The 19,069-nt window shown below is 59.4% G+C and carries 15 protein-coding genes and 1 pseudogene; 12 read left to right on the top strand and 4 right to left on the bottom strand.

Annotated features, from left to right (window positions below):
- Both ACRESJ_RS24035 and ACRESJ_RS24030 read left to right on the top strand, forming a co-directional pair.
- Positions 1 to 291 (top strand): annotated as a pseudogene (locus ACRESJ_RS24035) (glutathione S-transferase family protein); the annotation flags it as partial.
- A 68-nt stretch (positions 292 to 359) separates the two neighbouring features.
- On the top strand, positions 360 to 944 hold the full coding sequence (locus ACRESJ_RS24030) for a cupin domain-containing protein (RefSeq protein ID WP_431760136.1): 585 nt from the start codon (positions 360 to 362) through the stop codon (positions 942 to 944).
- Here ACRESJ_RS24030 and ACRESJ_RS24025 read toward each other — a convergent pair.
- A complete protein-coding gene (locus ACRESJ_RS24025; RefSeq protein ID WP_431760135.1) occupies positions 941 to 1,873 on the bottom strand; it encodes a helix-turn-helix domain-containing protein in 933 nt (310 codons plus the stop codon). The genes ACRESJ_RS24030 and ACRESJ_RS24025 overlap by 4 nt on opposite strands.
- Positions 1,874 to 2,034: 161 nt before the next feature.
- Here ACRESJ_RS24025 and ACRESJ_RS24020 point away from each other — a divergent pair, with 161 nt between their 5' ends.
- The 10 genes from ACRESJ_RS24020 (at position 2,035) to ACRESJ_RS23975 (ending at position 13,509) form a co-directional block, all read left to right on the top strand.
- Positions 2,035 to 3,393, top strand: a complete 1,359-nt coding sequence (locus tag ACRESJ_RS24020) for a glutamine synthetase family protein (RefSeq protein WP_431760134.1) — start codon at positions 2,035 to 2,037, stop codon at positions 3,391 to 3,393.
- A 154-nt stretch (positions 3,394 to 3,547) separates the two neighbouring features.
- Positions 3,548 to 4,636: a polyamine ABC transporter substrate-binding protein gene (locus ACRESJ_RS24015; protein WP_431760133.1), complete on the top strand. Its 1,089-nt coding sequence runs from the start codon at positions 3,548 to 3,550 to the stop codon at positions 4,634 to 4,636.
- Positions 4,633 to 5,934: an NAD(P)/FAD-dependent oxidoreductase gene (locus ACRESJ_RS24010; protein ID WP_431760132.1), complete on the top strand. Its 1,302-nt coding sequence runs from the start codon at positions 4,633 to 4,635 to the stop codon at positions 5,932 to 5,934. The genes ACRESJ_RS24015 and ACRESJ_RS24010 overlap by 4 nt, the downstream gene beginning before the upstream one ends.
- A gap of 244 nt (positions 5,935 to 6,178) precedes the next feature.
- On the top strand, positions 6,179 to 6,775 hold the full coding sequence (locus tag ACRESJ_RS24005; protein ID WP_431760131.1) for a paraquat-inducible protein A: 597 nt from the start codon (positions 6,179 to 6,181) through the stop codon (positions 6,773 to 6,775).
- Positions 6,772 to 7,428, top strand: coding sequence for a paraquat-inducible protein A (locus tag ACRESJ_RS24000; protein WP_431760130.1), 657 nt, complete (start codon positions 6,772 to 6,774; stop codon positions 7,426 to 7,428). Before ACRESJ_RS24005 ends, ACRESJ_RS24000 begins: the two co-directional genes overlap by 4 nt.
- A complete protein-coding gene (locus ACRESJ_RS23995; RefSeq protein WP_431760129.1) occupies positions 7,409 to 9,085 on the top strand; it encodes an intermembrane transport protein PqiB in 1,677 nt (558 codons plus the stop codon). The genes ACRESJ_RS24000 and ACRESJ_RS23995 overlap by 20 nt, the downstream gene beginning before the upstream one ends.
- Positions 9,086 to 9,101: 16 nt before the next feature.
- Positions 9,102 to 9,656, top strand: coding sequence for a PqiC family protein (locus tag ACRESJ_RS23990; RefSeq protein WP_431760128.1), 555 nt, complete (start codon positions 9,102 to 9,104; stop codon positions 9,654 to 9,656).
- Between the two features lie 170 nt (positions 9,657 to 9,826).
- Entirely contained in the window at positions 9,827 to 10,840 is a 1,014-nt protein-coding gene (locus ACRESJ_RS23985) for an iron ABC transporter substrate-binding protein (RefSeq protein WP_431760127.1), read from the top strand.
- 3 nt (positions 10,841 to 10,843) lie between these two features.
- Positions 10,844 to 12,442 carry an ABC transporter permease gene (locus ACRESJ_RS23980; RefSeq protein WP_431760126.1) on the top strand — a complete coding sequence of 533 codons (1,599 nt, stop codon included), beginning with the start codon at positions 10,844 to 10,846 and terminating at the stop codon, positions 12,440 to 12,442.
- Positions 12,439 to 13,509 carry an ABC transporter ATP-binding protein gene (locus tag ACRESJ_RS23975; RefSeq protein ID WP_431760125.1) on the top strand — a complete coding sequence of 357 codons (1,071 nt, stop codon included), beginning with the start codon at positions 12,439 to 12,441 and terminating at the stop codon, positions 13,507 to 13,509. Before ACRESJ_RS23980 ends, ACRESJ_RS23975 begins: the two co-directional genes overlap by 4 nt.
- Before the next feature lie 10 nt (positions 13,510 to 13,519).
- Here ACRESJ_RS23975 and tssM read toward each other — a convergent pair whose 3' ends face one another.
- The 3 genes from tssM to ACRESJ_RS23960 form a co-directional block, all read right to left on the bottom strand.
- Positions 13,520 to 17,101 carry a type VI secretion system membrane subunit TssM gene (gene tssM, locus ACRESJ_RS23970; RefSeq protein WP_431760124.1) on the bottom strand — a complete coding sequence of 1,194 codons (3,582 nt, stop codon included), beginning with the start codon at positions 17,099 to 17,101 and terminating at the stop codon, positions 13,520 to 13,522.
- Positions 17,102 to 17,242: 141 nt separating this feature from the next.
- Positions 17,243 to 17,839, bottom strand: coding sequence for a DUF6708 domain-containing protein (locus ACRESJ_RS23965; protein WP_431760138.1), 597 nt, complete (start codon positions 17,837 to 17,839; stop codon positions 17,243 to 17,245).
- Positions 17,840 to 18,149: 310 nt separating this feature from the next.
- Positions 18,150 to 18,722, bottom strand: a complete 573-nt coding sequence (locus ACRESJ_RS23960) for a DUF6708 domain-containing protein (RefSeq protein ID WP_431760137.1) — start codon at positions 18,720 to 18,722, stop codon at positions 18,150 to 18,152.
- Positions 18,723 to 19,069 lie beyond the last annotated feature (347 nt).

The raw sequence follows: 19,069 nt of genomic DNA, 5'->3' as shown, positions 1-19,069 counted from the left end.
GTACTGGGATTCGGTCACGGTGCGCCGAGCGAGATGACGTCTGAAGAGGCCCTGGAGGTGGCGCGCAATGCCACGCCGGCGGATCTGCCGGACGAGCAGTTTGCCGATCCGAACGGGTTCCAGGCCGGTCAGCAAGTGGTGATTGCCGCGACTGACTATGGCGTTGATCCGGTAGCGGGGGAGCTGCTGTTCGCCGGTCGCGAGGAATTGATCCTGCGTCGTAAAGATGAGCGCGGCGGTTGGGTGCATGTGCATTTTCCGCGGTTCGGGTTTCGCATCGGGGCCTGCTAAAAGCGAAAGATCGCAGCCTGCGGCAGCTCCTACAGGGGATCGAAGTAGCCTTTGGTTCGGAATTGACCATGAGCAACAGCAGCAAGACACAGCCCGCCGAACCCCACTTTCTCGGCACCCGGATTCGCGGCCTGCGCAAACGCCGGGGCATGACCCTGGCGGAACTGGCGCAACAAAGTGAACTGACCGCGGGCTACATCAGCCAGCTGGAACGCAACCTCGCTTATCCATCGATTCCGGCGCTGTTCAACATTGCCCGCAGCTTGGGCGTGACCATCCAGTGGTTTTTTGCCAGCGAAGCCAACACCGCTCCCGAAGATGAGGGCATTGTGGTGCGCAAGAACAGCCGCCTGAGCGTCCATTACGAAGACGGCATCGTCGATCAACTGCTGACGCCACAACCCAACCAGCAACTGGAAATGCTCCACTCGCGTTTCCCGCCGGGTACCTACAGCCAGCAAAGCTACAGCCACGAAGGCGAAGAAGCCGGGTACCTGTTATCCGGCCAATTCGAATTGTGGGTTGGCGAGCGTTATTTCCAGCTCAACGAAGGCGACAGCTTCAGCTTCTCCAGCCAGGAGCCGCACCGCTACGGCAACCCTGGCGAAGTGGATGCGGTGGTGATCTGGGTGATCACGCCGCCGACGTTCTAACGTCGGCCACGCCCGCTGGCTTGAGCGGTACTCGCGCGTTTGAGCGTGTCGCTCGGCAACTCCTGGAACAACGCACGATAGCTGCTGGAAAACCGTCCCAAATGCCAGAACGACCAGTGCATCGCCACTTCGGCCACGGTGGTTTGTGTCGGCGTGCTGGCGAGCAGTTCACGCCGCGCACTGTTGAGCCGGCGCAGGCGCAGCCATTGGGTCGGCGCCATGCCGGTGAAGGTCTTGAATGCATGCTGCAACTGACGCAGTGAAACACCGGCAACCTGGGACAGTTCCAACAAGTTGAGGTGTTCTTCCGGGGTATCCGCCGCCCATTCCCCTACCCGCTTCATGATCGCCCGTTCCCCGGCCCGGCGATGCAATGCGCCCTGGTCCAGGCACACGCAGGCGTTGTCGAGGATAAACAGGCAATCGTCCAGCAATTGCTGAGTTAGCGCTTCGCGGCTCGGCGGATCGAACGTCTGCGACAACCGCGTCAACGTACCGCTGAGCCAGCGACTGAACAGCGCGTTTTGCTGCGAATTGAGTGGCGCCATGAACAGGCCTTCGAGCCTGGCGACATCCAGCGCATGACGCTGGACAAACTCCGGGCCGAACACCACGGCAATTTCCTGGTAGTTCTCCGGGGTAATCCAGATGTTGCGGCTTTCGCCATTCAACACATACAGCGCGTTGTCGCTGCGATCGAAACAGAACGCCAACGAACCCTGGGGCGCGCTGAAATTCTGCTCGACCCGGGTATTCATGTGTTCTTCGTAAATCTCAACGCCCTGCAGATCCAGATAGCGCACAAGGCCGGCGAAATGCCCTGGCGACATCTGTTGGTAATGCTGGGTCCAGCCCGGCGTGGCACGGATTTGCTCGGCGACATCGGCGGTATTGAACGCTTGAACCTGCAGTGAATTGCACGTCGACATGGGTGACCTTACGCACTCTTTTGGTGCGCTTTGTGCTGCTTAAAGTGGATAGATGGAAGCGTGAGGCTCGCCCAAGATAGTCGTCAACGCGCTACAGGGGAAGTGTCGGATCGATGAAACCGGCTTTGCCTGGCGTTAATAAAACCAATAACGAGGTCTTTATGAATGTCCCTTTCGATCAGCTGTTCACTTGGCTGAAAGATCACAAGATTACCGAAGTCGAGTGCGTCGTCAGCGACCTGACCGGCATTGCACGCGGCAAAATTGCACCCACCAACAAGTTCCTGCATGAGCGAGGCATGCGCCTGCCGGAAAGTGTGCTTTTGCAAACGGTAACCGGGGACTTTGTCGACGACGACATCTACTACGACCTGCTTGACCCGGCGGATATCGACATGGTCTGCAAGCCGGTATCCGATGCAGTGTACGTCGTGCCTTGGGCGATCGAGCCGACCGCCATCGTGATTCACGACACCTTCGACAAGTTCGGCAATCCGATTGAATTGTCGCCGCGTAACGTACTGAAGAAAGTCTTGCAGCTATACACCGACAAAGGCTGGAGGCCAATCGTCGCACCGGAAATGGAGTTCTACCTGACCCAGCGCTGCGAAGACCCGGACTTGCCACTCAAGGCGCCGATGGGCCGTTCCGGTCGTGCCGAAAGCGGTCGTCAGTCGTTCTCCATCGATGCCGCCAACGAATTCGACCCACTGTTCGAAGACGTCTATGACTGGTGCGAACTGCAGGGTCTGGACCTCGACACGCTGATCCACGAAGACGGCCCGGCGCAGATGGAAATCAACTTCCGCCACGGCAACGCACTCGACCTGGCCGACCAGATCACCGTGTTCAAACGCACCATGCGTGAGGCCGCGCTCAAGCACAACGTCGCCGCGACGTTCATGGCCAAGCCGGTCGGCGATGAGCCAGGCAGCGCCATGCACATCCACCAGAGCGTGGTCGACATCGCCACCGGCAAGCCAGTGTTTGCCGATGCCGATGGCAACATGAGCGAGTTGTTCCTGCACTACATCGGCGGGCTGCAAAAGTACATTCCGAAAGTGCTGCCGATGTTCGCACCGAACGTCAACTCGTTCCGCCGCTTCCTGCCTGACACCTCAGCGCCGGTGAACGTCGAATGGGGTGAAGAAAACCGCACCGTCGGCCTGCGTGTACCGACTTCCAGCCCGGAAGCCATGCGCGTGGAAAACCGCTTGCCGGGTGCCGACGCCAACCCGTATCTGGCCATCGCTGCCAGTCTGCTGTGTGGTTTTCTTGGCATGGTCGAGCGCATCGAACCGAGCGCCGCCGTACAGGGCCGCGCCTATGAGCGCCGCAACCTGCGCCTGCCAATCACCATCGAAGACGCCCTGACCCAGATGGAAGAGTGCGACACCATTAGCCGTTACCTGGGCGACAAGTTCGTGCGCGGGTATGTCGCGGTCAAGCGCGCCGAGCACGAAAACTTCAAACGGGTGATCAGCTCCTGGGAGCGTGAGTTCCTGATGCTCAGCGTCTAAAACAACAAAAAACCAACTACTGATCGTTCCTACGCTCCGCGTGGGAATGCCACAAGGGACGCTCCGCGTTCCAGCTCTGGAAGGGAACGCAGAGCGTCCCGGGCTGCATTCCCACGCAGAGCGTGGGAACGATCAATTCCAAGAAGGTATCGATATGCGTCTATTGAAATCCATAGCCCCGGTCGCACTGGCGACTCTGTTCAGCGCCGTTGCCCAGGCTCAACCCCAGGTCAGCGTGTACAACTGGACCGACTACATCGGTGAAACCACCCTCGCCGACTTCCAGGCCAAAACCGGGATCAAGGTGATCTACGACGTTTTCGACTCCAACGAAACCCTGGAAGGCAAGCTGCTCGCCGGGCGCACCGGCTATGACGTGGTGGTGCCGTCCAACCACTTCCTGGCCCGTCAGGTGAAGGCCGGCGCCTTTCTCAAACTAGACCGCGAGCAACTGCCGAACTTCAAGAACCTCGACCCGAAGCTGCTGGCCCTGCTTGAGAAAAACGATCCTGGTAACGAGCACTCGATCCCGTACCTGTGGGGCACCAACGGCATTGGTTACAACGTCGACAAGGTCAAGCAAGTGCTGGGCATCGACCGCATCGATTCCTGGGCCGTGCTGTTCGAACCGGAAAACATCAAGAAACTCAGCCAGTGTGGCGTGTCGGTGATGGATTCGGCCGATGAAGTGTTCCCGGCCGTACTGAACTACATGGGCATGGACCCGCGCAGCGAGAACCCCGAAGACTACAAGAAAGCCGAAGCCAAGCTGCTCAGCGTTCGGCCCTACGTCACCTATTTCCACTCTTCCAAATATGTCTCGGACCTGGCCAATGGCGACATCTGCGTAGCCTTCGGGTACTCGGGCGACGTGTTCCAGGCCGCCAACCGCGCCAAGGAAGCCAAAAACGGCGTGAACATTGCCTATGCCATTCCCAAGGAAGGCGCGAACCTGTGGTTCGACCTGCTGGCCATTCCCGCCGATGCCAGCAACCCGAAAGAAGCCCACGCCTTCATCAATTACCTGCTCGACCCGCAAGTGATCGCCAAGGTCAGCGCCTCGGTCGGCTATGCCAACCCGAACCCGGCCGCCAAGCAGTACATGGACCCTGAACTGGTGAACAATCCGGAGGTGTACCCACCTCAGGAAGTGCTCGACAAGCTCTACATCTCCACCACCCCGCCCCAGTCGATCATGCGCCTGATGACCCGTTCCTGGAGCAAAGTGAAGTCCAACAAATGAATCAATACACACAGGAACACACGCGCTCCTATTACGCCGCTTCGGCCCATGGCATGGCGGACCTTCCTGAGCTGACTGCTGACCTCGTGGCCGACGTCTGCGTGGTTGGCGGTGGCTTCACCGGTATCAACACGGCCATCGAACTGGCCCAGCGCGGACTCTCAGTGATCTTGCTGGAGGCTCGGCGAATTGGCTGGGGCGCCAGCGGGCGCAATGGTGGTCAGCTGATTCGCGGCATCGGCCACGATGTCAGCGGTTTCGCCAGGCACATCGGTGCCGAAGGCGTGCGGTATCTGGAGCACGCTGGCATCGAATCGGTGCAGGTGGTGGGCAATCGTATCCGCGAACACGGCATCGATTGCGACCTGCGCTGGGGGTTCTGCGAACTCGCCAACACCCCGGCGCAGTTCGCCGGGTTGAAGAGCGAGTACGCACAGCTCAAGGAATCGGGGTATGCCCATGAAACCCGCCTGGTGGAACCGGAACAGATCCGTCAACAGGTGGTTAATTCAGGCGTGTATGCCGGTGGCCTGGTCGACATGGGCTCGGGGCATCTGCATCCGCTGAATCTGGTGCTCGGTGAAGCCAGGCTCGCGCAGTCCCTTGGCGTGAAGATCTTCGAACAAAGCCCGGTGCTGGAGTTGATCCACGGCAACACCGTGCAAGTGCGCTGTGCTGGCGGTACGGTTCGCGCCGGCAGTCTGGTGCTGGCCTGCAATGCACACCTTGAAGAACTGGAACCGAAACTCAGCGGCAAGGTGCTTCCGGCCGGCAGCTACATCATTGCCACCGAACCCCTGTCGCCGGAGCTGGCGGCGCAGCTGATCCCGCACAACCTGGCGCTGTGCGACCAGAAAGTCGGCCTGGATTACTACCGGCTTTCGGCGGACCGTCGCCTGTTGTTCGGAGGCGCCTGCCATTATTCCGGGCGTGATCCCAAAGACATTACGGCGTACATGCGACCGCAAATGCTCAAGGTCTTCCCGCAGCTGGCGAACGTGCGTATCGATTATCAATGGGGCGGCAAGATCGGCATCACCGCCAATCGTTTCCCGCAGGTCGGGCGTTTGAGCCAGCACCCGAACGTGTTTTACGCCCAGGGCTATTCGGGGCATGGCCTGAACGTGACGCACTGGTGCGCCAAACTGCTGGGCGAGGCGATCCATGCCGGCCACAGTCAGGGCTTCGACGTGTTCAGCGCCGTGCCGCACATGACCTTCCCCGGCGGTCGCGCCCTGCGCTCGCCACTGCTGGCCCTCGGCATGCTGTGGTACCGGATGCGCGAAGTGCTCGGTTGATTGATCGTTCCCACGCTCTGCGTGGGAATGCCTCACGGGACGCTCCGCGTTCCAGCCTCACCACTTAGGTAAGGAGACCATTCTTGTGACGCAGAGCGTCACGGGCTGCATTCCCACGCAGAGCGTGGGAACGATCAAATTATCCGCCGGTCCGTAGTTCGATCAGTGTTTCGATTTGCTCAATTGCAAGTCACTTCTATATTGAGGGGGTGCTCATCAATTCTGCATTCATCGAGCCTGGCCCATGGCAACGACAGACCAATTGATCATCTGCGAGCACTGTGACTGCGTTTTCGAAAAAGTGACGCTCGCCAAACATCAGAAAACCCTGTGTACGCGCTGCGGCGGCGTACTTCAGCGCTATAACGGCCTGACCGTGGAGCAGCGCCTGGCGCTGACCTTCACCGCCTTGATGCTGTGGATTTTTGCCAACTTCTATCCGGTCATGAGCATCAGCCTCAAAGGCCTCAAGAACAGCGCCACCCTCTGGGACTCGGTGCTGGCATTGAGTCTTGGCCCCATCACCTTCATCGCGATGGTCGCGGCGATCGCCATGATCATCGCGCCCATCATTCAGCTGGCGCTGCTGATCTGGGTCTTGGGTTACGCCCTCTCCAACCGACGCGCACCTGCCTTCAAATTCTGCATGCGCTGGCTGGAAACCCTCAGGCCCTGGAGCATGCTGGAAGTGTGTTTGCTGGGTGCGATGGTCGCCGTGATCAAACTCGCCGGGTTGCTGGACGTGTTGCCGGGCATTGGCCTGTTTGCCCTGGCGATCCTCAGCCTGATGATGATCCGCATCGCGGGCCGCGATATCCGTGAATTATGGGACATCCAATGACAACGCCTCCGGTTGCCGACGAACTCAATCTATGCCTGTGCCACACCTGCGGCCTGGCCTGCGACGTGACCCACCATCCGCACGAATGCGAGCGTTGCGGCGCACCGCTGCATCGGCGCAAAACCGACTCCTTGACTCGCACCTGGGCCTACATGCTGGCGTCCCTGGTGTTTTACATCCCGGCCAATTTACTGCCGGTGATGAACACCAAAATGCTCGGCAGCGGCGCTGACAGTACGATCATGAGCGGCGTGATTGAGTTTTGGCAGCACGGCGCCTGGGACATCGCCTTGATCATCTTTATCGCCAGCATCGCGGTGCCTGGCGTCAAGTTCGTGGCCATCACCTTGTTACTGGTGACTGTGCAGCGCGACAGCGCGTGGGCGCGCAGAGAGCGGTCGCAGCTGTACCGCTTCGTCGAGGTGATCGGCTACTGGTCAATGCTCGATGTGGTCGTGGTCGCCATGGTGGCCTCGCTGGTGAAGTTTCAAGCCCTGGCCGACATTGAGCCGCGCCCAGGCATTCTATTCTTTGGTCTGGTGGTGGTGTTTACGATGCTGTCGGCGATGAGTTTCGACCCGCGGTTGATTTGGGATAACGAACGGGAAGTTCCACAAAATCAGGAGGTCAAGGATGCAGTCGCAAACCACTAACGAATCACGTGCCCCGGGACAGGCCCCCATCAAGACTCGGCGCTTCAGCATTTCGCTGGTATGGATCGTGCCCATCGTGGCGGTGCTGGTGGGTATATCGCTGGTGGTGCACAGCATGATGCAGGAAGGCCCGACCATCGTCGTGACCTTCAAGACCGGTAATGGCCTGACGGCGAACAAGACTGAGGTCAAGTACCGCAACGTGGTCATCGGCCAAGTCACGGACGTCGACCTGAGCAATGACCAGAAAAGCGTCAACGCCACCATCAAACTGTCCAAACAGGCCGAAAGTTTCACCCGCGAGGATTCGCAGTTCTGGGTAGTCAGACCGCGCATCGGCGCTGGCGGCGTGTCGGGGATCGATACGTTGTTGTCCGGGGACTACATTGGCGCCGATACCGGCCAGGCCAAGAACCGGGCGAAAAACTTCAAGGGTCTGGAGAACCCGCCAGCGATCACCTACGGCGAGCCGGGCAAGCGCTTCACCTTGCGTACCGAGGATCTGGGATCGCTGGATATCGGCTCTCCGGTTTACTACCGCAAGATCCCGGTCGGCCAGGTAGTGGCCTACGCGCTGGACCCGGACGGTAAAGGGGTGAATATCGATCTGTTCATCCACGCCCCAAACGATCAGTACGTCACCGAGAACACCCGGTTCTGGAACGCGAGTGGTATTGATGTGAACGTCGGCGCCAACGGCTTTGCGGTCAAGACCGAGTCCTTGTCATCGTTACTGGTCGGTGGCATCGCGTTCCGCGCCCCAGAGTACAGCCCTGGCGACAAACCGGCCGCCGAAGAGTATGCCTACGAACTGTTCGACGATCAGCAGACCGCCCTCGCCCCGCCCAATGGCAAGCCGCAGTACCTGGCCTTGCAGTTTGACCAGGCCCTGCGCGGCCTCAAGGTCGATGCCCCGGTGGAATTTTTGGGCATGGAAATAGGCAAAGTGGTGTCGATCAATCTGGATTTCGACGAGAAAAAGCGCTCTTTCCCGCTTAACGTCGGCATCGTGATCTACCCGCAGAGATTGGGCCAGGCTCATACCAAGATGCTCAGCGCGCTGAATCATAACCCCAATGACGAGGCCGCAAGTATACGTGTGCTCGGCACGTTCATTCAGAACGGTCTGCGTGCCCAGGCCCGCACCGGCAACCTGCTGACCGGTCAACTCTACATCGCACTGGATTTCTACCCCAAAGCAGAGAAAGTCGTCTTTGATCCAAGTGCACGCCCGATCATGGTCCCGACCGTTCCGGGTAGCCTCGAACAACTGCAGGAAAAACTCGAAGCCATGGTCGACAAGATCAACAAGCTGCCTGTGGAGCGTATTGCTGGCAATCTTGATGGCAACCTCGTGGAAATGCGCAAAACCCTGACCCAATTCAATGCCAGGACCCTTCCCGGCGTGCAATCCACCCTGCTGAACGTTAGCAAGACACTGGAATCGGCCAATACCACCCTGCAATCGGCCAACTCGACCCTGGCCGAAGATTCGCCGCAACGGGAAAAACTGGGGGAAACCCTGGACGAACTGGGACGCACATCAAGATCCTTGCGTGATCTGTCGGATTACCTGGGCCGTCATCCCGAATCACTGTTGCGTGGCCGCCCCGAGAATGCCGCACCTATGGACCTGAAAGCGCCACCGCGCAACTGATGACAGGAGCTACACCATGACTTTTGCGTCGAAGTTCACGTTGGCGGCTGCGCTGGTACTGCTCGCGGCCTGCCGCAGCGACCCGATCCAGTTCCACACCCTGACCCCGGCCCAACCCGGTGGAAACCCGCGATCGACGTCGGATATCCATATCGAAGGCCTCACCGTGCCGCCCCAGGTCGATCGCCCACAGATTGTGGTCCGTCAGGGCAACACCGGCATGGCGATTCTCGAAACTCAATGGTGGGGCGCCACGCTGGTAGATGAGTTGCGTAGTGCATTGGACGACCAGATGGTCAACAGCAATCCACAGCGCAAGATGTCGGTGCGCGTGGACGTACAACGCTTCGACTCGATCCCCGGCCAGTACGGATTGTTGGATGTAAAATGGCGCCTGCGTGGCGTCAACGGCGATGAAAACACGCTGATTTCCTGCCGCAGCACATTGCAGACACCTTCCGGCCCATCCATTGATGAACTGGTGGCAGCCCAGCAAAACAACGTCAAGCGCCTGGCCGCCGCGATCAGCCAGGCGGCAAACAGTGCACAAAAAACCTGCCCGAACTCCTGACGCTGCCACAGGTTAAGCAGGTTCGATGAATTGACGTTTTTTTCTCATTTGACCCTTTACATTTGCCGCGCTGCAAACATGCAAATGATTCCTATTGATCTACACTAATCGACAAACTTTCTCGTCGTATCCAGATGCTTGTTTCCCAATAAAACCGGAGCTGCCACAGCATGATGTCCCGAATCCCTTCTTTCCTGAAAAAAGCCCTGCTGGCCACCGCTCTTCTGAGCGCAGGCCAGGCGTACGCAGCCGATGGCGTCGGTATTGTGGTTTACAACGCGCAGCACGAAGGCCTGACCAAGGCCTGGGTTGAAGGCTTCACCCAGGAAACCGGGATACCAGTCACATTGCGTAACGGCGATGACACCGAAATGGGCAATCAGATCGTGCAGGAAGGCGCCGCCTCTCCCGCCGATGTGTTTCTGACCGAGAACTCGCCGGCCATGGTGCTGGTCGACAATGCCGGTCTGTTTGCACCGGTCGACAAAACCACCCTTGAACAGGTCGATTCCGCTTATCGCCCGGCCCACGGCAAATGGGTCGGGATCGCCGCTCGATCCACGGTGTTCGTCTACAACCCGAGCAAACTGACCCAAGACCAGCTGCCCAAGTCGATCATGGATCTTGCCGCGCCAAGCTGGAAAGGCCGCTGGGGTGCATCGCCGGGCGGTGCTGACTTCCAGGCGATTGTCGCTGCGATGCTTGAACAGAAAGGCGAAGCCGCGACCCTGGAATGGCTCAAGGCGATGAAAACCAACTTCAGCGCTTACCGTGGCAACAGTTCGGTGCTTAAAGCGGTGAATGCCGGGCAGATCGACAGCGGCGTGATCTACCACTATTACAGCCTCGTCGATCAGTCCAAGACCGGTGAGAACAGCAAAAATACTGCCCTGCACTACTTCAAACACAAGGATCCGGGTGCGTTTGTCAGCATCTCCGGCGGCGGCGTACTAGCCTCCAGCAAACACAAGGAAGAAGCGCAAGCGTTCCTGAAATGGATCACCGGCAAAGATGGCCAGGCGATCCTCAAGAACGGCAAGTCCTTTGAATATGCCGTGGGCAAGGATGCTGAATCCAACCCTAAACTGGTGCCTTTGTCGCAGCTCGATGCACCCAAAGTGGACGCCTCGAAACTTGACAGTAAAAAAGCCGTGGAGCTGATGACTCAGGCCGGACTGCTCTAAGTGATGCCTGAAATCCTGCCTGCGGGCGTCGCCGAGACGATTCCCGCAAACATGCGACGACGATCCCGCGGTGTCTTTGCGGGGCGCGGTGGCGCGTGGGTGGTCGGTTTATCGGTGCTGGTTTCACTGCTGGCGCTGCTACCGATTGCCTACGTCATCGGCGTGTCCCTGCAGACCGGTTGGTCGACCGTCATCACGCTGGTGTTCCGGCCTCGGGTCGGTGAGCTGCTGGTCAACACCGTATTGCTGGTGCTGCTGACGATTCCCCTGTGCATTGCGCTGGGGGTGACGCTGGCCTGGCTGACCGAACGCACCAATCTGCCGGGACGGCGCTGGTGGTCGCTGTTGGCGACCGCGCCGCTGGCGGTGCCAGCCTTCGTGCACAGCTATGCCTGGGTCAGCTTGGTGCCACCGATTCACGGCTTGTTTGCCGGGGTGCTGGTCTCCGTCATCGCTTACTTTCCATTCCTGTACCTGCCGGTCGCCGCAACCCTGCGCCGACTTGATCCGGCCATTGAAGACGTCGGCGAATCCATGGGGCTCAAGCCTTGGGCAGTGTTCTTTCGCGTGGTGCTGCCACAATTACGGCTGGCCATTTGCGGCGGTGCATTGCTGGTTGGCCTGCATCTGCTGGCCGAGTACGGCCTGTACGCAATGATTCGCTTCGACACCTTCACCACGGCGATCTTCGACCAGTTCAAGTCCACCTTTAACGGACCTGCCGCCCACATGCTCGCCAGCGTGCTTGCACTGTGCTGCCTGGCGATGTTGACGGCGGAATCGGCATCCCGCGGCACCGCGCGTTATGCCCGTGTTGGCTCGGGCAGTGCCCGTGAACAGCGGATCGTAAGCCTGGGCATAGTGGCGACTGTTCTGGCGCTGGGTTTACAGATCGTCACCTGCGTCCTGGCATTGGGTGTTCCGTTGTTGACCCTGGGCAAGTGGTTGATTGCCGGAGGTGTGCAAGTCTGGGATTTGAACGAACTGCTGCCGGCACTTCAACAGACGCTGTTGTTCGGCGTGGCAGGCGCAGCCCTGACGACTTGCGCGGCGATACCGATTGCCTGGCTGTCGATTCGCTATCCGGGGCGGATGCAACGCGTCCTGGAAAGCTGCAACTACATCACCAGTTCGTTGCCGGGCATCGTCGTGGCGCTGGCTCTGGTGACTGTCACCATCCACTTCGCCCGACCGATCTACCAGACCACCATCACCGTACTGCTGGCTTACCTGCTGATGTTCTTGCCTCGCGCCCTGGTGAGCTTGCGTGCCGGTATCGCCCAAGCGCCCGTGGAATTGGAAAACATGGCACGCAGCCTGGGCCGCTCGCCTGCCCGGGCATTGTGGCTGATCACCTTGCGTCTGGCGGCACCCGGTGCCGCCGCGGGCGCCGCGCTGGTATTCCTGGCGATCACCAATGAACTGACCGCCACCCTGTTGCTCGCCCCCAACGGTACGCGCACATTGGCCACCGGATTCTGGGCCATGACCAGTGAAATCGATTACGTCGCCGCAGCGCCCTATGCCTTGCTGATGATCGTATTGTCGCTGCCGCTGACCGGTATCCTTTATCACCAATCCAAGAAGACGGCTGGCCGATGAACACGCTTGAATTGCACTCATTGAATAAAACCTACGGCAGCCACCGAGCCCTGGACAATGTCAGCCTGTCCGTGCCCAGCGGTAGCCGAACGGTGATTGTCGGCCCTTCGGGCTCAGGCAAAACCACGTTGCTGCGCATGATCGCCGGCTTTGAATTTCCGGATAACGGCCGGCTGACGCTCAATGGTCAGACCCTGGTCGACAGCACCCATGAGGTACCAGCGCACCAACGTTTGATCGGCTATGTCCCTCAGGACGGCGCGCTGTTTCCGCACATGACCGTGGGCGCCAACATTGGCTTTGGCCTATCGACCAAAGGCAATGAAAAACAGCAGCGGGTAGCCGAACTGATGGACAGCGTGGCGCTGGATGCAAGCATGGCCGAACGCTGGCCCCACGAACTGTCTGGCGGCCAGCAACAACGGGTGGCTTTGGCACGGGCACTGGCGCAACAACCACGCTTGATGTTGCTGGACGAACCGTTTTCGGCCCTCGATACCGGCTTGCGGGCAGCCATGCGCAAGATGGTTTCGCGGTTGTTGGCCGACGCCGGGGTGACCACCATTCTGGTCACCCATGACCAGAGCGAAGCGTTGTCATTCGCCGACCAGTTGGCCGTGATGCGCCATGGTCGCCTGGTACAGTCGGGCCACCCACTGGACCTTTACCGCTACCCGGAAGATGAACAAACCGCGCTGTTTCTCGGTGATGCGGTGGTCATGCCGGCGCGCATCGAAGCCGGCTGGGCTCACTGCGACCTGGGGCGGATTCCGGTCAACAACCACCGCAACAACAGCACCGCGCAGATCATGTTGCGACCCGAGCAGTTGCAACTTGTCAGCCTGCTGCCCTCGGATGCTGAAGTCTCGGGGTGCCGCGCGGTGGTCACCGACCGGGATTTCAGCGGCAACACCTGCACATTGACCGTGGAGTTGCAGCAATCGACCAGCGGCGATCAACCGGGCCGATCGTTGTTGGTGCGCAGTTCTGGCATGTACGCGCCGCCGGCGGGCAGCGCGGTGCATGTTTCGACCATTGGTCATGCGCATGTGTTGAGCCAGTCTTGAATCCTGTCGATCAAAGTCGACGCTCTTCCAGCAGTGTTCTGGGCAACACAAATCCTTCAAAACTGCGTTGGGTTATCGGGTTATTAGCCTTCTGCGCCCCAATCCGATAACGCATCAACCCATCGGCGACGGCAAACGTCAGGTCCACGCTGGTCTCAGTCCGCCCATTGAGGTGCCCGCGGCTGAGCAAACGGAACAACGACCATGGCCCCCGATAGCTCAGGCTGGCGGTATTGCCGGTACTGTGTACCAAAGTCAGTTGGCTGCCACTGCTGCTGACCAGGCTGTTTGGCCAGACCAGCCCTGTTCGCTGCGGTGCGCCATGCTGGTAAGGGATCAATTGACCATCGACGCTGAGCATGCTGCTCAGGCGGGTCGCGCTCAGAGCCATGGGTTCGATGGTCAGTTGCACCGCCAGATGGCCGCGGTGGTTGAAGAAGGTGTCTCGAATGCGCTCGACCTTTTTCAGCTGCTCCAGCACGTCACTGCGCACCAGATAACCGCCGAGACTTTCGGAGTACAAGGCATCGAGGTTGTCCTTGAGGAACACGCTCAAGTACTGGTCGTGAAACTGTTGCAGGCGCCCTTGCGGGCCGAAGAACGCTTCGAAGTCCTCCAGTGAGGCGTCTTCGCCGCTGGCCTTGAATGGGTAGCGACCCGCCAGGCGGTCTCGGTAGAAGCTGTAGATTTCACTGTCCCAGCGTTTTTCCAGTTCGCGCAAGGCGGCAATTACAAGCACTTGTGAGGTTTGGTCGGCGAGCTTTTTCACCTGTTGGTTCAGCGGTTCGGGCAGGCCCAATGCGACGCGCTGCAAGTTGGCAATCGGATCGGCACCGTTCAGGGAGAAGCGATTGAGCACGGTTTTTAGCGCCGCCTTGCCAGGGGCAGGATTGTCGTGCACCGCTTTGGCATAGTCATAGACCGCGCCGACCGAACGCAGGGTTTCTTCGTAATAGGACGGCTGCTCACCTCGTGCCGAGATCAGTTGCGTCAGGCTGGAAAATGCGCGCCGAATCCCTGCCGCTTGTTGTTGGCCGTCTGACACCTTGTCCAACGTGAGCGGTGCCTGCCCTTCGACCAACGGCACCGACGGATAGATCACGCTGTTGTCCCGTAGGGTTTCCAATAAGCGCCGTAGCGGCGCGGCGGGTCCAGTGACTTGTTCCAGCACAGCCACGCCATGGCTGAGGTCGTCAAAGTCGGTCACCGCGAACTGATTCAGTGCCCGTCGCCAGCTGTCCACGTAGTCGGCGCTGTACAAGGCGCGGATACGTTGGGTCAGCACCTTTCGGTCTTCTTCCGAGTAGTCCAGCCTTTGCCGTTCGCCGAGTACCCACTGGTCGATCATGGCAAGCTCGATAATGTCCTCGGCGCCCGGCTCGAAGTAGTCCCTGAAACCTTTGGCAGTGAGCAGCGGTGCCAAAAGCAATCCGTTCCCTTCTTGATCGGTGTTCAGGGGACGGTAGACGATATCGAAAGCCGGCCCCACTTCGTTGCGCAAATTCAAGGGGTGATGCAAGCGCTCCAGGGCATCCTGCTTCAGGCTCATGTAGACCCGTTCGGCCATGGGCAGCTCGCGCAATTGCTGTTGCACCTGGGCAATGCGCTCACGGTAATGCGGCAGATCGGCATCGGCGTATTTCAACGCGTAGCCCAAATGCCTCATCAAATCCGCCTGCAACTGACCCTGGCCTGGATAGGCGCGTTGCCACTGCCTGGCGACCCATTCTTCGACGATGGCCGGGCGGCGGTTTCGCCGTTCTTCGAGCATGCGATAAACACGCAAGGCCGCCAGTTGCTCATTGCTGCCGCTGGGGGCGGCATTGATTGCGCCCACTACACCGCTGGCAATTGCCGGCAGGAAACGTTTGGACAGCAGTTTCAGATAAGCCTCATCCACCGTCGGACCAATCGCCCGCCCTTGATACAGCCCCATATCCGAAAGCAAGGGCCAGGCCTCGCGATAATCCCCATAGACCAGCACCGCATCGCGGATCTGGTCCAGGGGGACCAACAAGTTGCGACCGGTGGTGTCGATCTGGGCGTCGATGTCCCGTCCACTGAACTCCTGACTCTTGGCCAATACACTTGCGGCCTTGTCACGGTTGATGCCGAAATAGAACTCCCAGGTCGCGATGGCCACCAGACAACCCAAGCAAGCAACGCTGAACCCTGCGATCAGCAGCCGTCGCTTGTTGCGCGCTACCTTGATGTTGTCGCCGGCCAACCCCGCTTCGGGGTAGATCACCCGCTGGAACAGTTGCTGGGCAAAGTAAACGGCAGTGCTCCCAGCCGGTTTGACCCCTGGTGGTGGAGGCGGCAGCTCATACGCGTTCCCCGCCTCTTTGACAAAGGCGTTGCTCAGGGTGCCCTGCTGAATGACAGATGAAAAATACAGCCCTCGCACCAGCGCCGGGGTGGTGAAACGATCACTTCCAAGCATTTCGCTCATGAAGCCAAACAGTGCCGGGCGCAGCCCCGCCATCTGACGCAACAGGCCCAGCAAGCGATCGCGCTCACCCTGCGTGCGTGACGCGCTGACGCTGTCAAAAATCTGTTCGCTCAGGCAAGCGACAAAGGCCTGATATTGGTGGGTCAGTTCCGCCAGCCAGGCGTCAAAATCATCGACCGCATCCAGGCTGAAAGTGAAGCCCAGCAGATCTTCGCGGCCACTGCGCGACAACCTGGAGAAAAACTCTTCGAAGCCCTCCAGCAAGTCGAACTTGCTCAGCGTCACGTACACCGGCAAGCGCGTCCCCAACTGCCGTGTCAGTTCAAACAATCGTTTGCGCAGTAGGTACGCGCGGGCCTTGCGTTGCTCGGGGCTTTGTCCCAATAACGCCTGCACATCGACCACCAACACCACCCCGTTCAGCGCTCGACGACTGCGGTTGCGTGACAGCCAGTCCAGCAGGTGCAGCCACAAGCGCGGGTGGGTTTCGGCAGGTAGCACCGGCCTGACCTTGCCCGGCTGCTCGACGCTATCCGCCTTTGGCTCCGGGTGGCTGAGAAACTCACCCGGCGGGTCGATCAGTACCGCCTCATCACCAATCCACCAATCCACCGGATAGGCAAGTTGCTCCTCCTGATGCGCCCTCAAGCCGGCCTTGGTCACATGGGACAAGGCAAAGCTCTGATTGGAACGGGTAATCAAGCTGGTCTTGCCGGCATTTTCCTCTCCGAGCACCAGATACCACGGCAGCTGATAGAGCGAACGGCGACGCTCCATGTTGTTCAACAAGTTGCCCAGGCTGCGGTCCAGTGCCCGTTCCTGCGCTTCGATATAAGGCAGGCAGGGATCGGCTTGCAGCGTGGCCTCATGCTGACGTTCAAGCTGCAGGCGCTGGTAACGACTACGCACCCGCCACGCCCAGATCAGCAGCGGCACCACCAGCACCACGACACTGGCCGAAACCCGCATCGCCAACTCACCCAGCGGCTGGTGTTCGCGCCAGGTCCAGTGCGGGCCCAGCCACCAGATGGCGATCAGCAAGAACACACTGCCCAACAGCACCAGCACTGGCAGCGCCTGGTTGAACTGGCGCAGGACCAGCAGGCCCCAGCGCTTGAGATAATCCCAGACCGTTTTCATGAATCGCTCCTAGCGAATTTTTAAAGTTCGTTGCTTACAAATCGGGATGCGCGTGAACCCGTCATCCCTGTTGCTCTTGTTAGTCCTCTTCCCCTGGCCGCGGTTTGGCCTCCTGCAAGCGAGCAGGAAAGGTAAAAGTCATCAGGGCGCGGTCCTCGATTCCAGATCGATGTCGGCGGGCCACTGCACCTTGGGCGCCAGGCGGCGGGCGAGGTTGAAGCTCACGTCTTCGTTGTTCCAGTCGCGCGGTGGGCGGGGGAAATGGGGTAAAGCTTGCGGACCTTGCTGCATGAACAGCAGGGCCATGGCCCAGTACATTTCGCCCTCCTGAATGCCGTGGGCAAAATGGAAGCGGTCGATGACCTGGTTGGTGCCGGGTTTCACCACGGCCAGGGTTACAGTTTCGATAAGGCCGCCAGTGCCCATGGGACCGTAGATGCTGCACGCCTCGGCACGCAGGTCATCCCAGTCGTAGATCTCAGAGCGAACCCTCCAGGCGGTTCGACTGAAGGGGCGAAGGCCATCGTGATAAAAGCGGTAGACGTAGACCTTGCGACGCAGGCGGTTGAAGCGGATGGGTTCGTCGCGGGGGGAGTCCACGTCCATTCGCCAAATATACACACCACTCCAAACTCCAATAACGAGGAATGCAGGAATGATTAAAATGATGATCCAATCAGAATTCCATATTTCAAGTGGAGAGCTTAGTGGATAACAAGTCAGTACGAAAACTAACATCGCAATCCATGGTCCAGCCCCTCGTGTTCTAACTGTAGAACGCCGCAATTCAAGATAGATTGAGCCCACATGGTTGGGCGGATTCGACAGTACAGGCGGATAGGGCTCGGTGCTGGGCGCCTGATCGGGCGTAGGCAGATCACGCTTCCAACCGGGTGCATGAGGGTCGAGTAGCGGTTCAATGAAGGCCATTATCGGTCTCCGGAAAGTTTGGCAAAGGTGGTCAGCGTGAGGGCTGCATAGCCCTCCGGCACAGTGCGATCACCGTTTTCCAGTCGCCATCGGGGCCGAGAGAGAAAGGTAAAAGTCATCAGGGCGCGCTCCTCGACTCCAGGTCGATGTCCGCGGGCCACTGCACCTTGGGCGCCAGGCGGCGGGCGAGGTTGAAGCTCACGTCTTCGTTGTTCCAGTCGCGCGGAGGATGGGGGAAATGGGGTAAAGCGTGCGGACCTTGCTGCATGAACAGCAGGGCCATGGCCCAGTACATTTCGCCCTCCTGAATGCTGTGGGCGAAATTGAAGCGATCGATGACCTGGTTGGTGCCGGGTTTCACCACGGCAATGCTGACGGACTGGATCGAGCCGCCAGTGCCCATGGGACCATAGACGCTGCACGCCTCGGCGCGCAGGTCGTCCCAGTCGTAGACCTCCGTGCGAACCCCCCAGGCGGTACGACTGAAGGGGCGTAGGCCATCGTGATGAAAGCGGTAGACGTAGACCTTGCGACGCAGGCGGTTGAAGCGGATGGGTTCATCGCGGGGGGCTTCCACGTCCATTCGCCAAACATACACACCACCCCAAACACCAATAACGACCGTTACGGGAAGGCAAAAAATGACGATCCAATCAGAATCATTCCAAGCTTCAAGTGGAGAGATGGTCATTAATAGATAACAAGTCATCAGGAAAAATAACATCGCAAACCATGGCCCAGTCCCTCGTATGCTGGCTGTAGAGCGCCGCAATTCGAGGTACACGGGGTCCACATGGTTGGGCGGATTCGACAGCACCGGCGGATAGGGCTCGGTGCTCGGCGCTTGGTCGGGCATTGGCAGATCGCGCTTCCAACCGGGTGCATGTGGGTCGAGTAGCGGTTCGGTAAACGCCATTAGCGGGCTCCGGAAAGGTTGGAAAAGGTGGTCAGCGTGAGGGCCGCATAGCCCTGCGGCACGGTGCGATCACCGTTTTCCAGTCGCCATCGGGGCCGAGAGAGAAAGGTAAAAGTCATCAG

Source organism: Pseudomonas sp. (genome assembly GCF_050739655.1).
In the GTDB taxonomy this organism is placed as follows: Bacteria; Pseudomonadota; Gammaproteobacteria; order Pseudomonadales; family Pseudomonadaceae; genus Aquipseudomonas.
The sequence above is the reverse complement of the archived record's forward strand: the minus strand, read 5'-3'. Positions and strand labels throughout refer to the sequence as shown.